Genomic DNA, 18,762 nt, shown 5'->3' with positions numbered 1-18,762 from the left:
GGACAGCTCGTACGGATGAATTCCGCGCGCCGGGCAGGTGCGCGATGACGAGTCCGGATTCCTACCGTGCCCGCCAGGGCCACACGGGTGCGCGGCGGGTCAGCACCCGCACCGCGTCGGTGCAGGTGTGGCAGGCGTATCTGACCAATCGGGCCACCCGCAACCGGGACGGCCGTTTCCTCGTGCAGGGCGTACGGCCCATCACCCAGGCGGTCGAGCACGGCTGGCCGCTGGAGACGCTGCTGTACCGGCTCGGCGCACCCGAGCTGTCGAGTTGGGCGCGTCGCCTGCTCGACACCGCCGAGGTGCCGTGCGTCGGGCTGGTGCCGGAGTTGATGGCCGAACTCGGCGAGAAGTCCACCGGCACACCGGAAGTCGTCGCGGTGGCGCATGCGCGCGGGACGGATCTGGCGAGCTTCGAACCGGGGGAGCCCGGGGAGGCGCCGCCGGTGGTCGTGGTCTTCGACCGGCCCAACTCGCCGGGCAATCTCGGCACCCTGATCCGCTCGGCCGACGCCTTCGGCGCGACGGCGGTCGTGGTCACCGGCCACGGCGCCGATCACTACGATCCGCAGGCCGTTCGCGCGTCCACCGGGTCGCTGTTCGCCGTTCCGGTATTCCGCGCCGCGGGAGCCGCGCAGGTGCTCGCGCTGCGGGACCGCCAGATCGCGCGCGGCATCCCTACCCGCGTGGTCGGCACCGACGAGAACGGCACGCACGCGGTGTTCGACCACGATTTCACCGAGTCGACGATTCTGGTGGTCGGCAACGAGACCGGCGGGATGAGCGCGGCGTGGCAGGCGGCCTGCGACGATCTGGTCTCCATTCCGATGGGCGGCAGCGCGAGTTCGCTCGGCGCGCCGTCGGCGGGCGCGGTGGCGTTGTACGAAATTTCCCGGCAGCGTCGAACGTTCGCCAAACGGTGAGGCCACGACGAGCGCGGCGGTGGATTCGCCGCGGCGGTGTTACCGGATAATCGACGTCGTCGAGTCGTCTAGTTCAGGAAGTGGGCAGCGTGGCGGATATCGAGTTCAGCAAGGGACACGGCACCGAGAACGATTTCGTGGTGCTGCCCGATCTCGACGTGCGCCTCGAGTTGACCGCCGAACGCGTCGCGGCGCTGTGCGATCGGCAGCGCGGCCTCGGGGCCGACGGCGTGCTTCGGGTCGCGCGGGCGGGCGCCCTGCGTGACGCGGGTGTGCTCGCTTCGATTCCGGAGGGCGTTGCGGCCGACGACTGGTTCATGGACTACCGCAACGGCGACGGGTCGACGGCGGAGATGTGCGGCAACGGCGTCCGGGTGTTCGCGCACTATCTCGCGGCCTCGGGGCTGGAATCGCGGGAGCGCTACGTGGTCGGCAGTCGCGCGGGCGCGCGACCGGTCGTCGTGCACGAGAGCGGGCCGACGCACGGCGAGGTCACGGTGGACATGGGTGTGGTCCGCGCGCTCGGCGCGTCCACGGCGACCATCGCGGGCTGGGCATATCCGGGCATCGGCATCGATGTCGGCAATCCGCACCTGGCCTGCGTCGACCGCAACCTGTCCGCTGAATCGCTGGCGAAGCTCGACCTGACCGTCTCACCCGGTTACGACCCCGACCTGTTCCCGCTCGGGGTGAATATCGAGATCCTGACCCCGCTCGGTCCCGACCGGGCCGCCGATATGCGCGTCTACGAGCGCGGTGTCGGCGAGACGCGTTCCTGCGGAACGGGAACCGTGGCGGCAGCCGCCGCGTTGCTGGCCGATGAGGGTTTCGATCTCGCCGTCGACACCGGTGAGGTGACGATCCGGGTGCCGGGCGGAGCCGTTGCGGTCGGACTAGAGGCGGGCGCCGCCCGGTTGCGCGGTCCTTCGGTCCTGGTGGCCGCGGGACGCATCGGCGAACAGTGGTGGAACGGGTTCTGAGGCGACGATCTCCGGCGCGGGAGCGGGTCCGATGGCCGCGTTCCGTTTCGCCGAGGACGAATATCGAATGCGCTGACCCGCGTCTACGTGGCAGCATGGATGGTGTATGAGGAATTCAGAGACTTTCGACATCAATACGGCCGCCGGTGACGACCTCGCCGACGAGACCGCTGATTCCGCCGACGCCTCCGCGTCCGACGGCGCTGCGGCGGTGAACGGTGACGTGGCGGCGAACGGTGACGTGGCGGCGAACGGTGACGTGGTGGCCGAGCATGCCGCCCGCATGCGCGCCCGCGACGAGCGGTTGCGCGGCACCAGGCACTCCGGGTGGGCCGCCGCCGAGCCGACCACCGGTGAACTCCAGTTGGAGGATCGCGGTTCGCTGCGCCGGGTCGCCGGTCTGTCCACCGAACTCACCGACATCACCGAGGTCGAGTACCGGCAGCTGCGGCTGGAGCGGGTCGTCCTGGTCGGTGTTTGGACCGGTGGCACCGCCGCGCGCGCCGAGGCCGATATGGCCGAGTTGGCGCTGCTCGCCGAGACGGCGGGCTCCCAGGTGCTCGAGGCATTGATCCAGCGCCGCGACAAACCCGATCCGGCCACCTACATCGGTTCCGGAAAGGCCGACGAGCTGCGGGCGGTGGTACTCGACACCGGCGCCGACACCGTGATCTGCGACGGTGAACTCACCCCGGCGCAGTTGACGGCGCTGGAGAAGGTCGTCAAGGTCAAGGTGATCGACCGCACGGCGCTGATCCTGGACATCTTCGCCCAGCACGCCACCTCCAGCGAGGGCAAGGCGCAAGTCGCGCTGGCCCAGATGGAGTACATGCTGCCGCGGCTGCGCGGCTGGGGTGAGTCCATGTCGCGGCAGGCGGGCGGTCGCGCGGGCAGCAACGGCGGTGTTGGTCTGCGCGGTCCCGGTGAGACCAAGATCGAGACCGATCGTCGCCGCATTCGCGAGCGGATGGCGAAACTGCGCCGCGAGATCCGTGAGATGAAGACGGCGCGCGACACCAAGCGCTCCCGCCGCGAGTCAAGCGGGGTGCCGTCGGTCGCGATCGTCGGCTACACCAACGCGGGCAAGTCGAGTCTGATGAACACGCTGACCGGGGCGGGCCTGTTGGTACAGGACGCGCTGTTCGCCACCCTCGATCCGACCACCCGCCGCGCCGCGCTCGACGACGGCCGCGAGGTGGTGTTCACCGACACCGTCGGATTCGTGCGACACCTGCCGACCCAGTTGGTCGAGGCGTTCCGCTCCACGCTGGAGGAGGTGACGGGCGCGGATCTGCTGCTGCACGTGGTCGACGGTTCCGATCCGATGCCGCTGGGCCAGATCGAGGCGGTGCGCGAGGTGATCACCGACGTGATCAAGGAGCAGGGCGCCGCCGCGCCGCCGGAACTGCTGGTGGTGAACAAGATCGACGCGGTGGGTCGCACGGAGCTGACCAGGTTGCGCGGGTTGCTGCCGGACGCGGCCTTCGTCTCGGCGCACACCGGCGCGGGCATCGATGAACTGCGTGCGCGACTGGCGGAGGTGCTCGGCGGTCTCGACGTCGAGGTCAGCGTGCTGCTGCCGTACACGCGCGGCGATCTGCTGGCGCGTATCCACGCCGACGGCCGGATCATCGGGTCCACGCACGAGGAGGGCGGTACCCGGGTGCACGCCCGCGTTCCGCACGCGCTGGCCGCGTCGCTGTCGGAGTACGCGCACGCCGGTTCCATCGCGTCGGAGTGATCGGGCCGGACTCTCGGAATGCCGGGTGGTCGATATCGATCGACCACCCGGTGTCGTATTCACATTTCTCGCCGGTCGCGGTTGTTTCGGTGTCGAGTACGCCACAGCCGTGTCATTGATCCGTTCCGCCATCGAATCGCGGACGGAGAGCATTTCCGGGTTACCTTGCGGCTAGCGGAAGTTGCCGCTGTGTGCGCGAGTTTCCTTCGTGGGCAACGAAATCCGCTGTGCGGGTGAATTCCGCCTTTTCGTGACATTCCATCGGGTCGGTTTCCGAAATGGGCCGTCGCCGTCCACTTCCCGGTCGCCCCGAGGTGGCGACCCGTTCCATTCCGATGCGGTACGGTTGGTCATCGAGGCCGCAGCTACGTGCGGCGCAGGGGCTGTTCATTCCATTACGACGAAGTGCTGGGATCCGACATTCGATGGGGACACCGATGCCTGAATCCTCGCCCGCCGAGGTAATCCTGACCGACGGCGCACCGCTGGATGTGGCGCTGGACGACACCGATATCCGAGTCCTCGAGACTTTGCTCGCCCCCTTGCGGGCATGGACGAGTCCGCGCTTCTACGGGTTGGAGAACATACCCGCCGAAGGCCCGGTGCTACTGGTCGGCAATCACAATCTGTTGGGGATCATCGACGCCCCCTTGCTGTTGCCCGAGGTGCTGCGCGCCCGGGGACGGCTGATCCGAGGACTCGCCGAGAACCTGCTCATCGCGGTGCCGGGCGTGCGGCATTTCCTGCACCACTACGGTTCGGTGCGCGGCACCCGCGACAACTGTGCGACGCTGCTCGGCCGCGGCGAGGCGGTGCTGGTCTTTCCCGGAGGCGGACGTGAGGCCATTCGCCGCAAGAACGAGAAGTACGTGCTGAAGTGGGAGGGCCGCACCGGATTCGCGCGCATGGCCATCGAGGCGGGCGCGCCGATCGTCCCGGTCGCCATGATCGGCATCGATGACGCCTTCGACATCGTCTTCGACGGTGGACACCCGGTCATGGCCCCGGTGCGCTGGGCGGTCGAGGCGCTCGGGTTGAAGACGGATCTGACGCCGCCGCTGCTGCGCGGCATCGGCCCCACCGTGCTGCCGCGCCCCGAGCGGTTCTACTTCTCGGCGGGCACGCCGATCGACCCCGCGCCCTGGCGCGACGCCGCCGACCTGGACGCCGCGGCCCTCGAGCTGTGCCAGGTGGTGCGCAAGGGCCTGGAAGAGGAGATGAAGTACCTGTTCGCCGAACGCGAGCGCGATTCCGGTCGCAGGCTCGCGGGTCGGCTGCGCGCGCTGCTTCCGGTCTGAGACCGCACCGGCGGGCGGGGTCGCCATTCGTTGGAAATCGGGATGTCGCTGCGGATTTACTCCAGGTGAGACAACAATTTCGGCACCGGAAGTGAACAACGGTTCTCATTCCGGGTACCGTATGTGGCAACGACGGGTCGGTGTGGACCGGCCGGTGTGGTCACTAGGAGGTTGGTGTGGAGCGCACACTGTTCGAACCCGAGCACGAGCTGTTCCGGGAGTCGTTCCGCAAATTTCTCGATCAGCACGTCGCCCCGAACCACGCGAAGTGGGAGGAGGCGGGCATCGTCGACCGGTCGGTGTGGCTCGAAGCGGGCAAACAGGGCTTCCTCGGCATGGCCGTGCCGGAGGAGTTCGGCGGCGGCGGCGTGCTCGACTTCCGCTACAACGCGGTGATCACCGAGGAGTCGTGCAAAGGCCAGTACTCGGGCCTCGGTTTCACCCTGCACAACGATGTGATCGCGCCCTATCTGATCGATCTCGCGAACGAAGAGCAGAAACAGCGCTGGCTACCCGGATTCTGCTCCGGTGAGATCATCACGGCCATCGCCATGACCGAACCCGGCACCGGTTCCGACCTGCAGGGCATCAAGACCCGCGCGATCCGCGACGGCGACGACTGGATCCTCAACGGCGCCAAGACCTTCATCACCAACGGCATCAACGCCGACATCGTGATCGTGGTGGCCCAGACCGATCCGGAGAAGGGCGCGATGGGGTTCAGTCTGTTCGTGGTCGAGCGCGGCATGGCAGGCTTCGAACGCGGCCGCAACCTGGACAAGATCGGCCTCAAGGCCCAGGACACCGCCGAACTCAGCTTCAACGATGTGCGGGTACCGGGCAAGAACCTGCTCGGCACCGAGGGCATGGGCTTCATCCACCTCATGCAGAACCTACCGCAGGAGCGCCTGTCCATCGCGGTCATGGCGGCGGCGGCCATGGAGGGCTGTCTGGACATGACCATCCAGTACGTCCGCGACCGCAAGGCGTTCGGCAAGCCCATCGGCGCACTCCAGAACACCCGTTTCGTACTCGCCGAACTCGCCACCAAGACCACCGCCGTGCGCGTGCTGGTCGACCGCTTCATCGAGGATCTCAACGCGAAGAAGCTCTCCGCCGAGGACGCCGCCATGGCCAAGTGGTGGAGCACCGAGGAACAACTCGACCTCGTCAACCGCTGCCTCCAGTTGCACGGCGGCTACGGCTACATGCGCGAATACCCGATCGCCAAGGCCTACACCGACGCCCGCATCCAGACGATCTACGGCGGCACCACCGAGATCATGAAGGAGATCATCGGACGGTCGCTCAAACTGTCCTGATCGTTCTCATCCGGGGGCGGTGCGGAGTCCGTCGAGGATCAGGTCCACGACGCGCCGCGTGGCCTCGGCGGTGTTCTCGCCCGCACGGGCGTAGATCTGCACCGTCATCAGGTTGGCGATGTCGGCGGTGCCGACATCGGTGCGCAGGGTGCCCTCGGCGTGCGCGGCGTCGGTCATCGCGGTGAGGTGATCGACCACGGCCGCGCGAATCTCCGTGAGTTCGGGGTTGTTTCGGATGCAGGTGTGCAGCGTCGGTTCGAGTGCGGCGGCGAGTGCGCCGAGCCGAGCCTGCGCGCATTCGTGCAGGAAGCGGGCCAGGGCGGTCCACGCGGTTGGTTCCTCGGCGCGTGCGGTCGCGGCGCGGGCGGCGAGGTCGGCCAGATAGGGGTGGGCGATGGCGGTGAGTACGGCGTCGCGATCCGGGAAATGACGGTAAAGGGTGCCGACGCCGACGCCCGCCAGGTCGGCGATCTCCTTCATCGGTACGTCGATGCCCTTCTCGCGGAATGCGATCAAGGCGGCGGCGAGGATCTGATCACGATTGCTCCTTGCGTCGGCTCGCACCGTCACACTCTCCATCCGGACGAAAGTATTCCGGTTACTGTACCGTCTATTAAGTGGACGAAATTCGTCCATTTAGTGAGGTGGGTGAACATGGCCGCGAACATACTGATTTCGGGAGCGGGAGTCGCGGGGGCGACGCTGGCCTACTGGCTGGCGCGGCGCGGCGACGTGGTCACCGTCGTCGAACGCGCGTCGGGGCAGCGGTCCAGCGGCAATCCGGTGGACGTGAAAGGCTTCGCGATCGACGTGGTCCGGCGGATGGGGATATTGCCGCGCCTGCGGGAAGCCGCGACCTCCGTCGACCGCATGACCTTCGTCGATGCGCGCGGCGAACACATCGCGGCACTGCCACTGTCGGCGTTCGGCAGCGGTTCCGAAGCACTGGAACTGCCGCGCGCCGACCTCGCGGGCATCTTGACGGAGAGTGCGCGCGAGATCGCCGACTTCCGTTGGGGGCAGAGCATCGCCGCGGTGGCACAGGACGCGCACGGCGTCGATGTGACCTTCGAGAACGCCGAATCCGGGCGGTTCGATCTACTGATCGGTGCGGACGGTCTGCATTCGGCCGTGCGGCGCCTGGCCTTCGGCCCCGAAACGCGGTTCCGTACCGACCAAGGCATGTACGTCGCGACTCTGCCGGTGCCCACGCCGTTCGGTTCCGAACGCGAGGCGATCTTCCACGGCATGCCCGGTCGCGCCGTCGGGGTCCATCCCGCCGCGGGTCGCGCGGTGGCGGCGTTCTTCTTTCGGCGTGATCCTGTTCCCGACCTCGACCACCGTGACCTCGCGACCCACAAGAGACTCGTGATCGAAGCCTTCCGGGACGCACGGTGGCGGGTGCCGGAACTGCTCGATCAGGTGCGTTCGGCCGATGATCTGTACTTCGACTCCGTGAGCCGCATCGATCTGCCGCGCTGGTCGACCGGACGCGTCGTCCTGGTCGGCGACGCCGCCTCCTGTCTGTCTCTGCTCGGCGATGGTTCGACCCTCGCCATCGCGGGCGCTTACCGACTGGCTGAATCCCTGACGGCGACGGTCGACCACACGGCGGGGTTCGTTCGGTACGAGTCCGCCCATCGCCGCTCGGTCGAACCTCGGCAACGAGGGTTCCGCGTCGGCGCCGCCCTGCTGGTGCCCGAGAGTCGCGCGGGTCTGCTGGCACGGAATACGGCCGTGCGCGTGATCGGGGCGGCTGCCGGTCGCCGTGCGCGGTGCGGTACTGGTGCCTGAAGCGGCGCGAAAGATGAAGACTTTCGTCGCGGGGATTCCCGGATTACGGTCGGAGCATGATCGGTGACGTGATCATCCTGACCGGACCGCCCGCTTTCGCCGACCTCGGGAATCTCGAACACCACGCTCTCGACACCGGCGCGATGGATGTGGACAGGACCGCGGCCGAGGTCAGGCTGCTGGTGGCCTCCGGCGCCTGCCTGCTGAGGTGAGTCGGGGGCGTCAGCGGTCGGGGTGCGCGGTCACTGCCGTCAGCACCGATCGCGGGGTCCACCTGAGGTTCGCGCCGGGCCTGGTGGCCAGGTATTCGGCGATTCGGGGGAGCGGCCAGTCGTGGGATTCGCGGAGTCCGGCGGCCAGGTGGCGCAGGTAGGCGGGAGACGGGGGATTGCCGGGCAGGGCGGTGTATTCGCGGGGCGCCGTGCAGGTGAGCATCGGGTGGCCATCGAGAGTGCCCGTGCGGATGAGGGTTTCGTAGCGTCCGGGGCCGATCGCGGCGTGGCCTGCGGACACGGCCGCGGTGAGGTCGAGATGGGCGTCGGGGGTGCGGTACATCTCCTGGGCGACGATATCGCCGAATTGTTCGGCGGTGACGAGATATGCGCGCGCGGCTGTCACACCGGCGGCCTCGGGGGTGTAGAAGGCGCGGCCGCCGGTCCAGGTGCGGGATTCGGTGGCGAAGTAGAGGAGTCCGGGCAGTGCGAGCGCGCGGGTGCGCCGCGGGGCGGTGCGGTCGCGGCAGCCGGGGAGATCGATCGCGCCGCCCTCGGGGGTTCCGCCCGCGAGGTAGCAGGCGAACCGAGCGGAATGCATATTCGATCCGTAGGACGCGTACCACACCAGATCTGTCATCGGTTCCATTGTCGCGCGCCCACCTCGAGTGGGAGCATCGGGTCGGTGGAGGATTCCGCTCGGTCTGATATTCGTTCTGGCAAAGTTTGGGCGAACGCATCGCGGCTATACCTGGTCTGTGCCGACACGGGATATGGACCGAATGGTCTCCACGCCGGGAGGGTCGCCGATCGCAAGCGAACGGTGATTTCGCGCGGCGGCAGCGTTTTTCGGGAGATCTTCCGGTCTCGGATTCGATCCCATCCCTGTTCCGTGTCACGTCGAATACCTGGTGAGTCAGCGCGACGGCGGTCAGGTCGAGGCGATGTCGATGTGCCCGCTCGCGGGAGCGAGCCGGTTTCGAAGTCTGTGCCCGCGTTTCGGTAGCGAGTTTAGGAGAAAGGAAGAGCCGTGATCCCGAACTTCATCGAGCAGCTCGTCAGCGCGTTTCAGAGTTTCCTCGGGATGCTTCTCATTCCTTGAGGAACGGCCGGGAGCGGTGACCACGGAACGCCGCTCCCGGCCGCAATTCCACCCGTACCCCGTATCCGGCGCAGGGGGCCGAATACGGGGTACGGGGATATAGATCGAGGTATCAGCAGCGCACGGGCGGTGCTTCGTTGCGGAATCTGGCCTCGAGGTAGTTCCAGGCGTCGGCGAAGCCCGCCGCCGCCGTCGTCATGTGCTCGGCGATCTCGTAGGGCACGAAGGTCAGCGGCGCGCCTGCGCGGCAGTACCGGTCCGCGACCTCCTTGACCGAATCGAACGGCGTCAAGGTGTCGTAGACGCCCTGCCAGATGTACATCGGCGCGGTCGGCGTGCCCGAGAAGCGACGCAGGCTGTTCTCGTAGAGGACCTCGCGGGCGGCGGGGCTGTCCATCAGCGACTTCGAGGCCGCGAGTTGATCGGCGCTGCGCATCGCCCCGTGGAAGAGTAGGAAGCGGCGGCATTCGTCGTGTGTGAATTCCCGGAACCACAGGCCGGTCGGGTTGAGCTGGTCGGAGATCGGCAGTCGGTCCGGGTATTCGCGCTCCAACCCCATGGCGGCCGCGAAAGCGAGTCCGAATCCGGGATGCGGTTCGAATCCGAGGCCCAGCGCCATCTGCTCGAGGTCGGCGGGAATACCGCCCGCGACGACGCCCGCGATCGGCAGTTCCGGTGCGTAGGTGGGCTGCAGGGCGGCCGCCCACGCGGAGGCCATGCCGCCGCCGGAATAGCCCGCGATGGCGACCGGGGAGGAGCTCAGGCCGATCTCGGTGGCGCGCCGCACCGCGCGCACGCCGTCGAGGGTGACCATTCCGCTCAATTTCGCGGCGCCGTAGGCGACATTGGGACCGAGATAATCCGGCAGTGAAATCGCCCAGCCGCGCCCGATCGGCAGCATCGCGCCCATCGCGTCCTGGAGTTCGCCGTTGAACAGCGATCGTGACGGATTACATTTGCTGCCCAGTGAATTGATCAGCGCCTGATACGACACCAGCGGCGGATTCTTCACCCCCACCGGCACCAATACGGTGGTGACGGCCATGATGGGTTTACCGCCGGAATTGGTGGAGCGGAACGCCACTTGCCAACCCTCGGTGCCGACATACGGTCCGGAATCTATGCGGCGGGTGCGAACGACATCGCCCGGCGCCTTGGACCCGAGATCGGCGGGCGCGGCGAAGAAAGGGTCGGGATCGGGTGATGGATAGAGCGGATCGGCGGCCGCGGTGGTCGTCAGCGAACCCGCAGAAAACAGGGTGATCAGGACCGCCAAGATCCTGGTCAATGTCCGAGGCAAGGGGATGATTCCTTTGTTTCCGGGAGTGTGGCGGCTGCACGGCAGCGGTGATGCCACCGGCCCCGACGCCGGATGCCACGGATACCGGCATCATCCGGATCCAGAGATTAGCCGAATGACTATGTCGCCGAACACTTCCGGAGTGCATGAATCATCACAAGGAATACCGGGCCGTTCGTGGTCGGTCACAAGGTAGGGTGGCGCTTCCGCCGCGGCGCCGATCCTCGGACCGGGTCAGGATCGGCGGGCTACGGTGAGTACATCGGGTACGAGCGCCGCGGGTATCGGGCGCCGTACCGGGCGTTGCACCGTCACCGAGAACCCCGCGGCGGTGACCATTTCCGCGAATTCGGCAGGCGCCGGGAAGTAGGCGATATCACGGAGCGCGCGCGGTTGCAGCGCGCGGGCGAGTGCGCCGGGGAAGTTGTTGAACACGATCGCGAGCAGTCCGCCCGGCGCGAGTACCCGATGGAACTCCCGCAGCGCCGCTCGGTGATCGAAGAAGTGGAAGGCATGGGTCGACACGATCGCGTCCAGCGCGCCGTCGGGTAGTCGGAGGTCCTCGGCGCCGCGTTCGAACCAGCGCACCCGCCGCGATCGGGCGCAGGCGCGGGTGAGCATGCCGGTGGAGGGATCGCAGCCGTAGACGAGGTCGGGACCGATCTCGTCGCCGATGCGCGCGGCGAGAATACCGGTACCGCAGCCGACGTCGGCGACGCGGCGCGCACCCGAGGTGCGCACCTGCTCGAGGATCTCGTCGTGCGGGGGCCGATAGGACAGCCGCTGGACCAGCGGCAGGTCGTAGGTGCGGGACAACGTCCCCCAGCCGCGGGTGACCAGGTCGTTGAGTGGGCGGGTGGTTGATGTGGACATCGGCGGCCCCCTTCGCGTCATCGCCTGTCGCGTTCGCTGACGATTCTGCCTCGCCGCGCGCCCGCTCGAGTGCCGGTGTGGCGGGATGGACGAGGGCGGCGACGCGAATGCGCCACCGCCCTCGGTTCCGGTACCGCGCTCAGATCTTGCGGATCACCGTCACGACCTTGCCGAGGATGCGCGCGTCGTTGCCCGGAATCGGTTCGAACAACGGGTTGTGCGGCATCAGCCACACGTCCGATCCGGTGCGCTTGAAGGTCTTGACGGTGGCGTCGCCGTCGATCATGGCGGCGACGATATCGCCGTTGTCGGCGACGTTCTGCTGCCGCACGACCACCCAGTCGCCGTCGCAGATGGCGGCGTCGACCATGGACTGGCCGACGACCTTGAGCAGGAACAGCGACCCGTCGCCGACCAGTTCACGCGGCAGCGGGAACACGTCTTCGACGGCCTGTTCGGCCAAGATGGGGCCACCGGCGGCGATGCGACCGAGGACGGGCACGTAGGTGGGTGTCGGATGGCCCGCGTCGCCGAGGGTTTCGGTGTCCGCGGCGGGCGCGGCGCCGGGCAGGCTGGTGACCGCGCGCACCGCCTCGTCGAGTCCGCGAACGTCCACCGCGCGCGGGCGGTTCGGGTCGCGGCGTAGATACCCCTTGCGTTCGAGTGCGCGGAGTTGGTGGGCGACCGAGGAGGTGGAGGTGAGGCCGACGGCGTCGCCGATCTCGCGGATGCTCGGCGGGTAGCCGCGCTCGCTCACCGAGGTGCGGATGACCTCGAGTACCTTGCGCTGACGCACGGTGAGATCTGCCCCGGTCAGGGACGGGTCCGCCCCGACTCCGCTCTCCTCACCCGTGTCGTCTGTGTGGCTCACCGGCAACCGCCTTCCTGTTGATGTTGTCGCTGTCTGAATTTAGTCCGGGTGTTCGAATGTTTCAAACATCTGTTCGACGTATGTCGGGTGTTCGAGCTGACTTTGTCGGCGGACCGTGGTAGAAATCGAACACCAGTTCTTCGAACATGTGATCGAATGCCGACTCTCCGAGCTACCCCACCGCACCCCTCACGGAGGTTTGTCCGATGAACACCGCGATCCGCGAAAACGTTCGAGCGACCGTCCAGTCTGATAGTGCCGAGCTGTTCGACGGCGCCGAACAGTCCGACAAAGCCGAGGCAGCGGCGTGCGCGCCGCGCCGGGCGGGCGCGCGGGCGCTGGAGGTCGCACCGCGGCGGGTCGCCAGGCGCCGCCCGCGCGACGGCAGGCCGGGCGCCCCGACGCGGCTGTACCGGCGCGGGCCGGTGCGTTCGGTGGTGCGGGCTCCGCGGGGTGAGCACCCCATGCGAGCGCGGGTCGAACAGGCAACGGTCGGCTTCGCGGTGCTCGCCGCGGCGGCGCTGCTCAGCGCGCTTGCGGTGACGGCGCTCATCGTGATCGCGCACTGGCGGGCCGGAACCCTGCCCGAGGAAACCTCGACGGTACCGGGCGTGGTCGAGCGCCATGACGTGCCGAGTGATCCCTTACCCCGCTGACGCGCCCGCGACACGCCTGCGCGCGCTGCGCGACTCCGGGCGAAACCCCCGGTGGTGTTCCGAGTATCCTCGAAGTGTTATAGAGGTGCGTCTGCCGTCATTCGGCGGTGCGCCTCGCGCCGGGTTCACGCCCTGTACACGAGCTCGTCGGACCGGTCACACCGGGACGGACGCGAGCGCGCGCGTCGTCGAAGGATCTCTCGGATGCATTGCCCGTACTGCCGACACCCCGACTCACGGGTGGTCGACTCACGCGAGGCCGAGGAAGGTGCGGCCATCCGTCGTCGACGCTCGTGTCCGACCTGTGGGAGACGATTCACCACGGTCGAGACCGCCATCCTGTCCGTGGTCAAGCGCAGCGGAGTCACCGAACCGTTCAGCCGGGAGAAGGTGATTCGCGGCGTGCGGCGGGCGTGTCAGGGCCGCGAGGTCGACGACGACGCCCTGAACCTGCTCGCCCAGCAGGTCGAGGACTCGGTGCGCGCGAAGGGTTCGCCCGAAGTGCCGAGTCACGAGGTGGGGCTGGCCATCCTCGGTCCGTTGCGCGATCTCGACGAGGTCGCCTACTTGCGCTTCGCCTCGGTGTACCGCTCCTTCACCTCCGCCGAGGATTTCGAACGCGAGATCCAGCACATGCGGACCGCGCGCGCGGCCGCCGCGGTCACGGTCGACTGAAGCGGCGGCGTACCGAGCGTGCGGTTCACCGCTTGACGGCGGCGATCGCCTTCTCGATGCGCTTGGCGGAGATCGGATACGGCGTGCCGAGTTTCTGTGCGAACAGGCTGACCCGGAATTCCTCGATCATCCACCAGATCTCGGCCACATCGGGCGCGTGACGGCGGTGCTCGGGCAGTGCCTCGAGCAGGCGGCCGTAGGCGGCGAGGACGCGATCCACCTCGACCATGCCCTGGCGGTCCCGGGTCGCCGAGCCGGGTAGGGATTCCAGGCGCAGCACTGCCGCGTCCAGGTAGCGGGGCAGCTCGCGCAGCCGGGCGCCGCCCCATTCGGAGAGGAAGCCGGGGAAGACCAGGTCGTCGAGCTGGCGGCGCACGTCCTCGGCGATATCCCGTTCGGAGGTGTCGGCCAGCGCCGTGGCGACCCGCTGCGCGCCCGCGAGCACCGGCACCGCGGCGCGCACCGAACGCGCTACCGCCGAGGTGAAGTCGGGGCGGATGGCGGCGACCAAGCGGTCGAAAGCGGCGGGATCGCGCACCGGCCCGCCCGCGGCGGCCACGAGTTCGTCGGCGGCCGCGGCGCGACAGTCCTCGACCAGCGCGTCGACGGTGCCGTACGGATTCTGGCTCAGGCTCAACCGGTCTCGCGGCGGCAGACTCGCGGTGACCGCGCGCACCGAGGTCGGCAGCGCGGCCAACACCAGAGCGCGGGTGCCCGCGCGCATGGCGGCGGCCTGCTCGGCGGGCGAACTCAACACTCGCACCGCGACGCCGTCGGTCTCGGGAACCAGTGCGGGATAACCGGTCACGGTCTGCCCGGCGACCTCCCTGCGCACGGTCGAGGGCAGCGTGCCGAGCGACTCCGAGGTCCACACCGCGGTCGGCGCGCGTTCGGCGCCTGCGGTGGCGCGCGCCACCGACTTCGAGACCTGTTCGGCCAGTTGCGTTTTCAACGCGGCAAGATCTTTGCTCTTGGCCGTCACCGAACCGTCGGCGGTGACGGCGGCGAAGGTGACGCGCAGATGGTCGGGCAGCGCGGCGGGATCGAGATCGGCCGGGGTCACGGTGATCGAGCCGAGACGCGACAGCTCCCGCGCGAGCCCGACGCGCAGTGGCTCCGACCGGGGGGTGAGGGCCGCGAGCGCGGCGGCGGCGAAGTCGGGCGCGGGAACCACGGCGCGCCGCAATGACTTCGGCAGTGTCTTGATGTAGGCGGCGGCGAGCTCCTCGCGCATGCCGGGCACGAGCCAGTCGAAGCCGACGGGCCGTACGTGCGCCAGCTGTTCGATCGGAATGGCGACCGTGACACCGTCGTCGGCCTGCCCCGGCTCGAACTGATAGCTGAGCGGGAAACTCAGTTCGCCCTGCCGCCAGGCGTCCGGGAAGGCGGTGGGATCCAGGCCCGTGGCCGAGGCGTTGACCACCGTCGACTTCGAGAAATCCAGCAGGGCCGGGTCGGTGCGCGCGGCGCGGCGCCACCAGGTGTCGAAATGGCGCACCGAGACGATGTCGGCGGGCACCCGGCGGTCGTAGAACTCGAACAGCACCTCGTCGTCGACCAGGATGTCGCGGCGGCGGGCCCGGTGCTCGAGGTCGGCGACATCGTCGAGCAGGGCGCGATTGCGGTGGAAGAATTCGTGCCGGGTCTGCCATTCGCCCTGGACCAAAGCGTGGCGCAGGAACAGTTCTCGTGACAGTTCGGGGTCGATGCGACCGTAGTCGACGGCGCGTCCGGTCACCAGCGGAATCCCGTAGAGGGTGACGCGCTCGTAGGCGCGCGCCGCGCCGCGCTTGCTCGACCAGTGCGGTTCGGAGTAGGTGCGCTTGACCAGATCGCCCGCGAGGCGTTCGGCCCATTCCGGTTCGACCCTGGCCGCCATCCGGCCCCACAGCCGCGAGGTCTCGACCAGTTCGGCCGCCATCACCCAGCGCGGCGGTTTCTTGGCGAGCGAGGAACCGGGGAAGATCATGAATTTGGCGTTGCGCGCCCCGAGGAATTCGCGTGATTCGGCCTCGCGGACACCGATGTGGGACAGCATTCCCGCCAGCAGGGCCTGGTGGATGGAGATGGAATCCCAGGTGTCGCCGTCGGATTCGGCGGGCGTGTTGGTGCTCGCGCGTTCGGTGCGTGGCGTGGCATCACCGGAGCGTCGCGCGTCGGGAGCGCGTCCTCGTCCGCGCCGCCCGCGTGTGCGTGCGCCCTGTCCGGAATCGTTCGCGCCCCCAGCGGTGTCGCCATCGTGTCGGGCGTTGCCATCGCCGCTCTGCGAGAAGGTGTCCTCGCCGCGCTGCGGGGAGGTGCCGTCGCCGCGTCGTGGGGAGGTGTCGCCGTCGCGTCGTGGGGAGGTGTCGCCGTCGCGTCGTGGGGAGGTGTCGCCGTCGCGTCGTGGGGAGGTGTCGCCGTCGCGTCGTGGGGAGGTGTCGCCGTCGCGTCGTGGGGAGGTGTCGCCGTCGCGTCGTGGGGAGGTGTCGCCGTCGCGTCGTGGGGAGGTGTCGCCGTCGCGTCGTGGGGAGGTGTCGCCGTCGCGTCGCGGGGAGGTGTCGCCGTCGCGCCGTGAGGAGGTGTCGCCGTCGCGTCGTGGGGAGGTGTCGCCTTCGCGTCCGAGGGCGGCTGCATCGGTCGACCACCCGAGTCCTCGTGTGATGGTGCGTAATTGGCCGTGCAGGTCCTGCCATTCGCGGATGCGCAGGTAGTGCAGGAACTCGTCGCGGCACATACGGCGGAACTGGTTGGACGACAACGATTTACGCTGCTCGGTGAGGTACTCCCACAGGCGCAGGTAGGCCAGGAAATCCGAGCCGTCCATCACGAAACGCGCGTGCTTGGTGTCGGCGGCCTGCTGGAATTCGGCGGGTCGTTCGCGCACGTCCTGGATCGACAACGCGGCGACGATGATCAGCACATCGGCCAGGCAGCCCGTCCGGTGCGCCTGCACGAGCATGCGCGACATCCTCGGATCGACCGGTATCTGGGCCATTTCTCGACCGGTGGCGGTCAGTGTCAGCGCGTCCTGCGGTGCGCTTCGCCTGCTCGCGGGAGCCTTCTCACCGGCAGTATCGGGGCTGGAGCGGGTCTCGACCTCTGATACGGCGCTCGAATTGGAAGTCGTGTGTGCCGTGTCGTTCGAGGCCGTGACGGCGACGGTGTTCGAGGACACGGCTGTTTCGGGGATCGAGGGGGTCGCGTCGTTCGACACGGCTTTGCCTTCGGCATTCGACGTGGCGCCGGATTCGCTGTTCGAGGCGGTGTCGGTCGTGGCGTTCGACGCCGCACGTGCTGCGGCTACGAACGCGGTGTCCGGAGCGAGCGATGCGTCGTCGGCTCCGATACTCGATGTCGTGACATTCTCGGAGTTCGACTTCGAGACTCCCTCGGGCTTCGCGGCGCCATCGGACGCCGATCCGCCGCGCCGGTCGATGTGCCTTACGAGTGCGCCCAACTCCTCCAGCAGGGCGATGCCGTCGCGTATGGCGCGCTTGTCCGGGGGTTCCACGAACGGGAAGCGCTCGATGTCGCCGAGTCCGAGGGCGGTCATCTGCAGGATCACCGCCGCCAGGTTGGTGCGCAGGATCTCGGGTTCGGTGAAGGCTGGGCGTGCCTCGAAATCGTCCTCGGAATACAGGCGCACCGCGATGCCGTCGGCGACGCGGCCGCAGCGGCCCGAACGCTGGCGCGCGGACGCCTGTGAGATCTCCTCGATGGGCAGCCGCTGCACCTTGGTGCGCATCGAGTACCGGGAGATGCGCGCGGTGCCGGGATCGACGACGTAGCGGATGCCGGGCACGGTCAGCGAGGTCTCGGCCACATTGGTCGCCAGTACGACGCGGCGTCCGGTGTGCGGCTGGAACACCCGGTGTTGTTCGGCCGCCGACAGTCTCGCGTACAGCGGCACGATCTCGGTGCGCGGCAGCCGCAGGTCGCGCAGCGCGTCGGCGGTGTCGCGGATCTCGCGTTCGCCGGACAGGAAGACCAGCACGTCGCCGTCGCCCTCGGCGAACAACTCGCGCACCGCGTCGCCGATGGCGTCCACCGGGTCGCGGTCGACGATGCGGGTGTCCTCGTCGTCGTCCTCGGCGGCGGCGGGCACCTCGAGCGCGAGCGGCCGGTAGCGGACCTCCACCGGATACGAGCGACCCGACACCTCGACGATGGGCGCGGGTTCGCCTCGGTCGTCGGCGAAGTGCCGGGCGAACAGTTCGGGGTCGATGGTCGCCGAGGTGATGATCACCTTCAGGTCGGGGCGGCGCGGCAGCAGCTGTTTCAGGTAGCCGAGCAGGAAGTCGATGTTGAGGCTGCGTTCGTGCGCCTCGTCGATAATGATCGTGTCGTAGCGGCGCAGCAACCGGTCGCGCTGGATCTCGGCCAACAGGATGCCGTCGGTCATGAGTTTGACCAGGGTGCGTTCGGACGCCTGATCGGTGAACCGGACGGTGTAGCCGATGACGTCGCCGAGTTCGGTGCTCAATTCCTCGGCGATCCGCTCGGCGACCGTGCGCGCGGCGAGCCTGCGCGGCTGGGTGTGTCCGATGGCGCCGCGAATGCCGCGCCCGAGTTCCAGGCAGATCTTCGGGATCTGGGTGGTCTTGCCCGATCCGGTCTCGCCCGCCACGATCACCACCTGATGCGCGGCGATGGCTTCGGCGATGTCGCCGCGGCGCTGGGTGACCGGCAGTTGCTCGGGGTAGGTGATGCGGGGCACCGCGGCGCGCCGCCGCTCGACGCGCAGTTCGGCCGCGTCGATCTCGGCGGTGATCTCGGCGAGTTCGGCGCCGCGAGCCCGGTCGAGTCTGCGTCGGAGCCGGTATTCGTCGCGCAGCGTCAGGTTCGCCAGCCGGGTGCGTAGTTCACGGGTCGCGGAGTCGGCTGTCCTGGTCATTGCGCACTCCAGCGTAGTGGTCCGACTCGGGTCCGTGCCGCGGGAGCCCGCCGCGCACGGGGCGACAACCGCGACCGCGGTGGTAGCCACTCGGATGCCAACTGCTGTTCGCGGGTGCTACCGGGTCAGGTTGTGC

General features: G+C 68.5%; 15 protein-coding genes. 9 read left to right on the top strand and 6 right to left on the bottom strand.

Annotated elements, in window-relative coordinates; genetic code table 11:
• Positions 1-44: 44 nt before the first annotated feature.
• The 5 genes from IT779_RS02575 (at position 45) to IT779_RS02555 (ending at position 6,267) form a co-directional block, all read left to right on the top strand.
• Positions 45-926 carry a TrmH family RNA methyltransferase gene (locus tag IT779_RS02575; protein WP_196147471.1) on the top strand — a complete coding sequence of 294 codons (882 nt, stop codon included), beginning with the start codon at positions 45-47 and terminating at the stop codon, positions 924-926.
• Positions 927-1,024: 98 nt separating this feature from the next.
• The gene (dapF, locus tag IT779_RS02570) at positions 1,025-1,906 is read left to right on the top strand and encodes a diaminopimelate epimerase (RefSeq protein ID WP_196147776.1); all 882 of its coding nucleotides are present in this window, start codon (positions 1,025-1,027) and stop codon (positions 1,904-1,906) included.
• A gap of 283 nt (positions 1,907-2,189) precedes the next feature.
• Positions 2,190-3,647, top strand: coding sequence for a GTPase HflX (gene hflX / locus IT779_RS02565; RefSeq protein WP_196147775.1), 1,458 nt, complete (start codon positions 2,190-2,192; stop codon positions 3,645-3,647).
• Positions 3,648-4,084: 437 nt separating this feature from the next.
• Positions 4,085-4,945: a lysophospholipid acyltransferase family protein gene (locus IT779_RS02560; RefSeq protein ID WP_196147470.1), complete on the top strand. Its 861-nt coding sequence runs from the start codon at positions 4,085-4,087 to the stop codon at positions 4,943-4,945.
• Positions 4,946-5,121: 176 nt separating this feature from the next.
• The gene (locus tag IT779_RS02555; protein WP_196147469.1) at positions 5,122-6,267 is read left to right on the top strand and encodes an acyl-CoA dehydrogenase family protein; all 1,146 of its coding nucleotides are present in this window, start codon (positions 5,122-5,124) and stop codon (positions 6,265-6,267) included.
• A 6-nt stretch (positions 6,268-6,273) separates the two neighbouring features.
• Here the strand turns inward: IT779_RS02555 and IT779_RS02550 are convergent, their stop codons facing one another.
• Positions 6,274-6,846 (bottom strand): TetR/AcrR family transcriptional regulator, encoded by a 573-nt coding sequence (locus IT779_RS02550; protein WP_196147468.1) that lies wholly within the window; start codon positions 6,844-6,846, stop codon positions 6,274-6,276.
• Between the two features lie 75 nt (positions 6,847-6,921).
• Between IT779_RS02550 and IT779_RS02545 the strand changes: the two genes are divergently transcribed.
• Positions 6,922-8,061 carry an FAD-dependent monooxygenase gene (locus IT779_RS02545; RefSeq protein WP_196147467.1) on the top strand — a complete coding sequence of 380 codons (1,140 nt, stop codon included), beginning with the start codon at positions 6,922-6,924 and terminating at the stop codon, positions 8,059-8,061.
• A gap of 56 nt (positions 8,062-8,117) precedes the next feature.
• Entirely contained in the window at positions 8,118-8,273 is a 156-nt protein-coding gene (locus IT779_RS02540; RefSeq protein WP_196147466.1) for a hypothetical protein, read from the top strand.
• Between the two features lie 10 nt (positions 8,274-8,283).
• Here IT779_RS02540 and IT779_RS02535 read toward each other — a convergent pair whose 3' ends face one another.
• The 4 genes from IT779_RS02535 to lexA all read right to left on the bottom strand — a co-directional run bounded on the left by IT779_RS02535 (position 8,284) and on the right by lexA (position 12,365).
• The gene (locus IT779_RS02535) at positions 8,284-8,913 is read right to left on the bottom strand and encodes a histone deacetylase (RefSeq protein WP_196147465.1); all 630 of its coding nucleotides are present in this window, start codon (positions 8,911-8,913) and stop codon (positions 8,284-8,286) included.
• Between the two features lie 574 nt (positions 8,914-9,487).
• The gene (locus IT779_RS02530; RefSeq protein ID WP_196147464.1) at positions 9,488-10,675 is read right to left on the bottom strand and encodes a lipase family protein; all 1,188 of its coding nucleotides are present in this window, start codon (positions 10,673-10,675) and stop codon (positions 9,488-9,490) included.
• Positions 10,676-10,909: 234 nt separating this feature from the next.
• Complete coding sequence (locus IT779_RS02525; RefSeq protein WP_196147463.1) at positions 10,910-11,548, bottom strand: class I SAM-dependent methyltransferase; 639 nt, start codon at positions 11,546-11,548, stop codon at positions 10,910-10,912.
• A gap of 139 nt (positions 11,549-11,687) precedes the next feature.
• Positions 11,688-12,365: a transcriptional repressor LexA gene (lexA, locus tag IT779_RS02520; RefSeq protein ID WP_198428139.1), complete on the bottom strand. Its 678-nt coding sequence runs from the start codon at positions 12,363-12,365 to the stop codon at positions 11,688-11,690.
• A 260-nt stretch (positions 12,366-12,625) separates the two neighbouring features.
• Here lexA and IT779_RS02515 point away from each other — a divergent pair, with 260 nt between their 5' ends.
• The gene (locus tag IT779_RS02515; protein WP_196147461.1) at positions 12,626-13,075 is read left to right on the top strand and encodes a hypothetical protein; all 450 of its coding nucleotides are present in this window, start codon (positions 12,626-12,628) and stop codon (positions 13,073-13,075) included.
• A gap of 204 nt (positions 13,076-13,279) precedes the next feature.
• The gene (gene nrdR / locus IT779_RS02510; RefSeq protein WP_196147460.1) at positions 13,280-13,750 is read left to right on the top strand and encodes a transcriptional regulator NrdR; all 471 of its coding nucleotides are present in this window, start codon (positions 13,280-13,282) and stop codon (positions 13,748-13,750) included.
• A 25-nt stretch (positions 13,751-13,775) separates the two neighbouring features.
• Here the strand turns inward: nrdR and hrpA are convergent, their stop codons facing one another.
• On the bottom strand, positions 13,776-18,626 hold the full coding sequence (gene hrpA, locus IT779_RS37390) for an ATP-dependent RNA helicase HrpA (protein ID WP_232541351.1): 4,851 nt from the start codon (positions 18,624-18,626) through the stop codon (positions 13,776-13,778).
• Between the last annotated feature and the right edge of the window lie 136 nt (positions 18,627-18,762).

It is taken from the genome of Nocardia bovistercoris, from assembly GCF_015674855.1.
GTDB lineage: Bacteria > Actinomycetota > Actinomycetes > Mycobacteriales > Mycobacteriaceae > Nocardia > Nocardia bovistercoris.
Note: the sequence above shows the minus strand (reverse complement) of the source record. Positions and strands in the feature narration are given on the sequence as shown.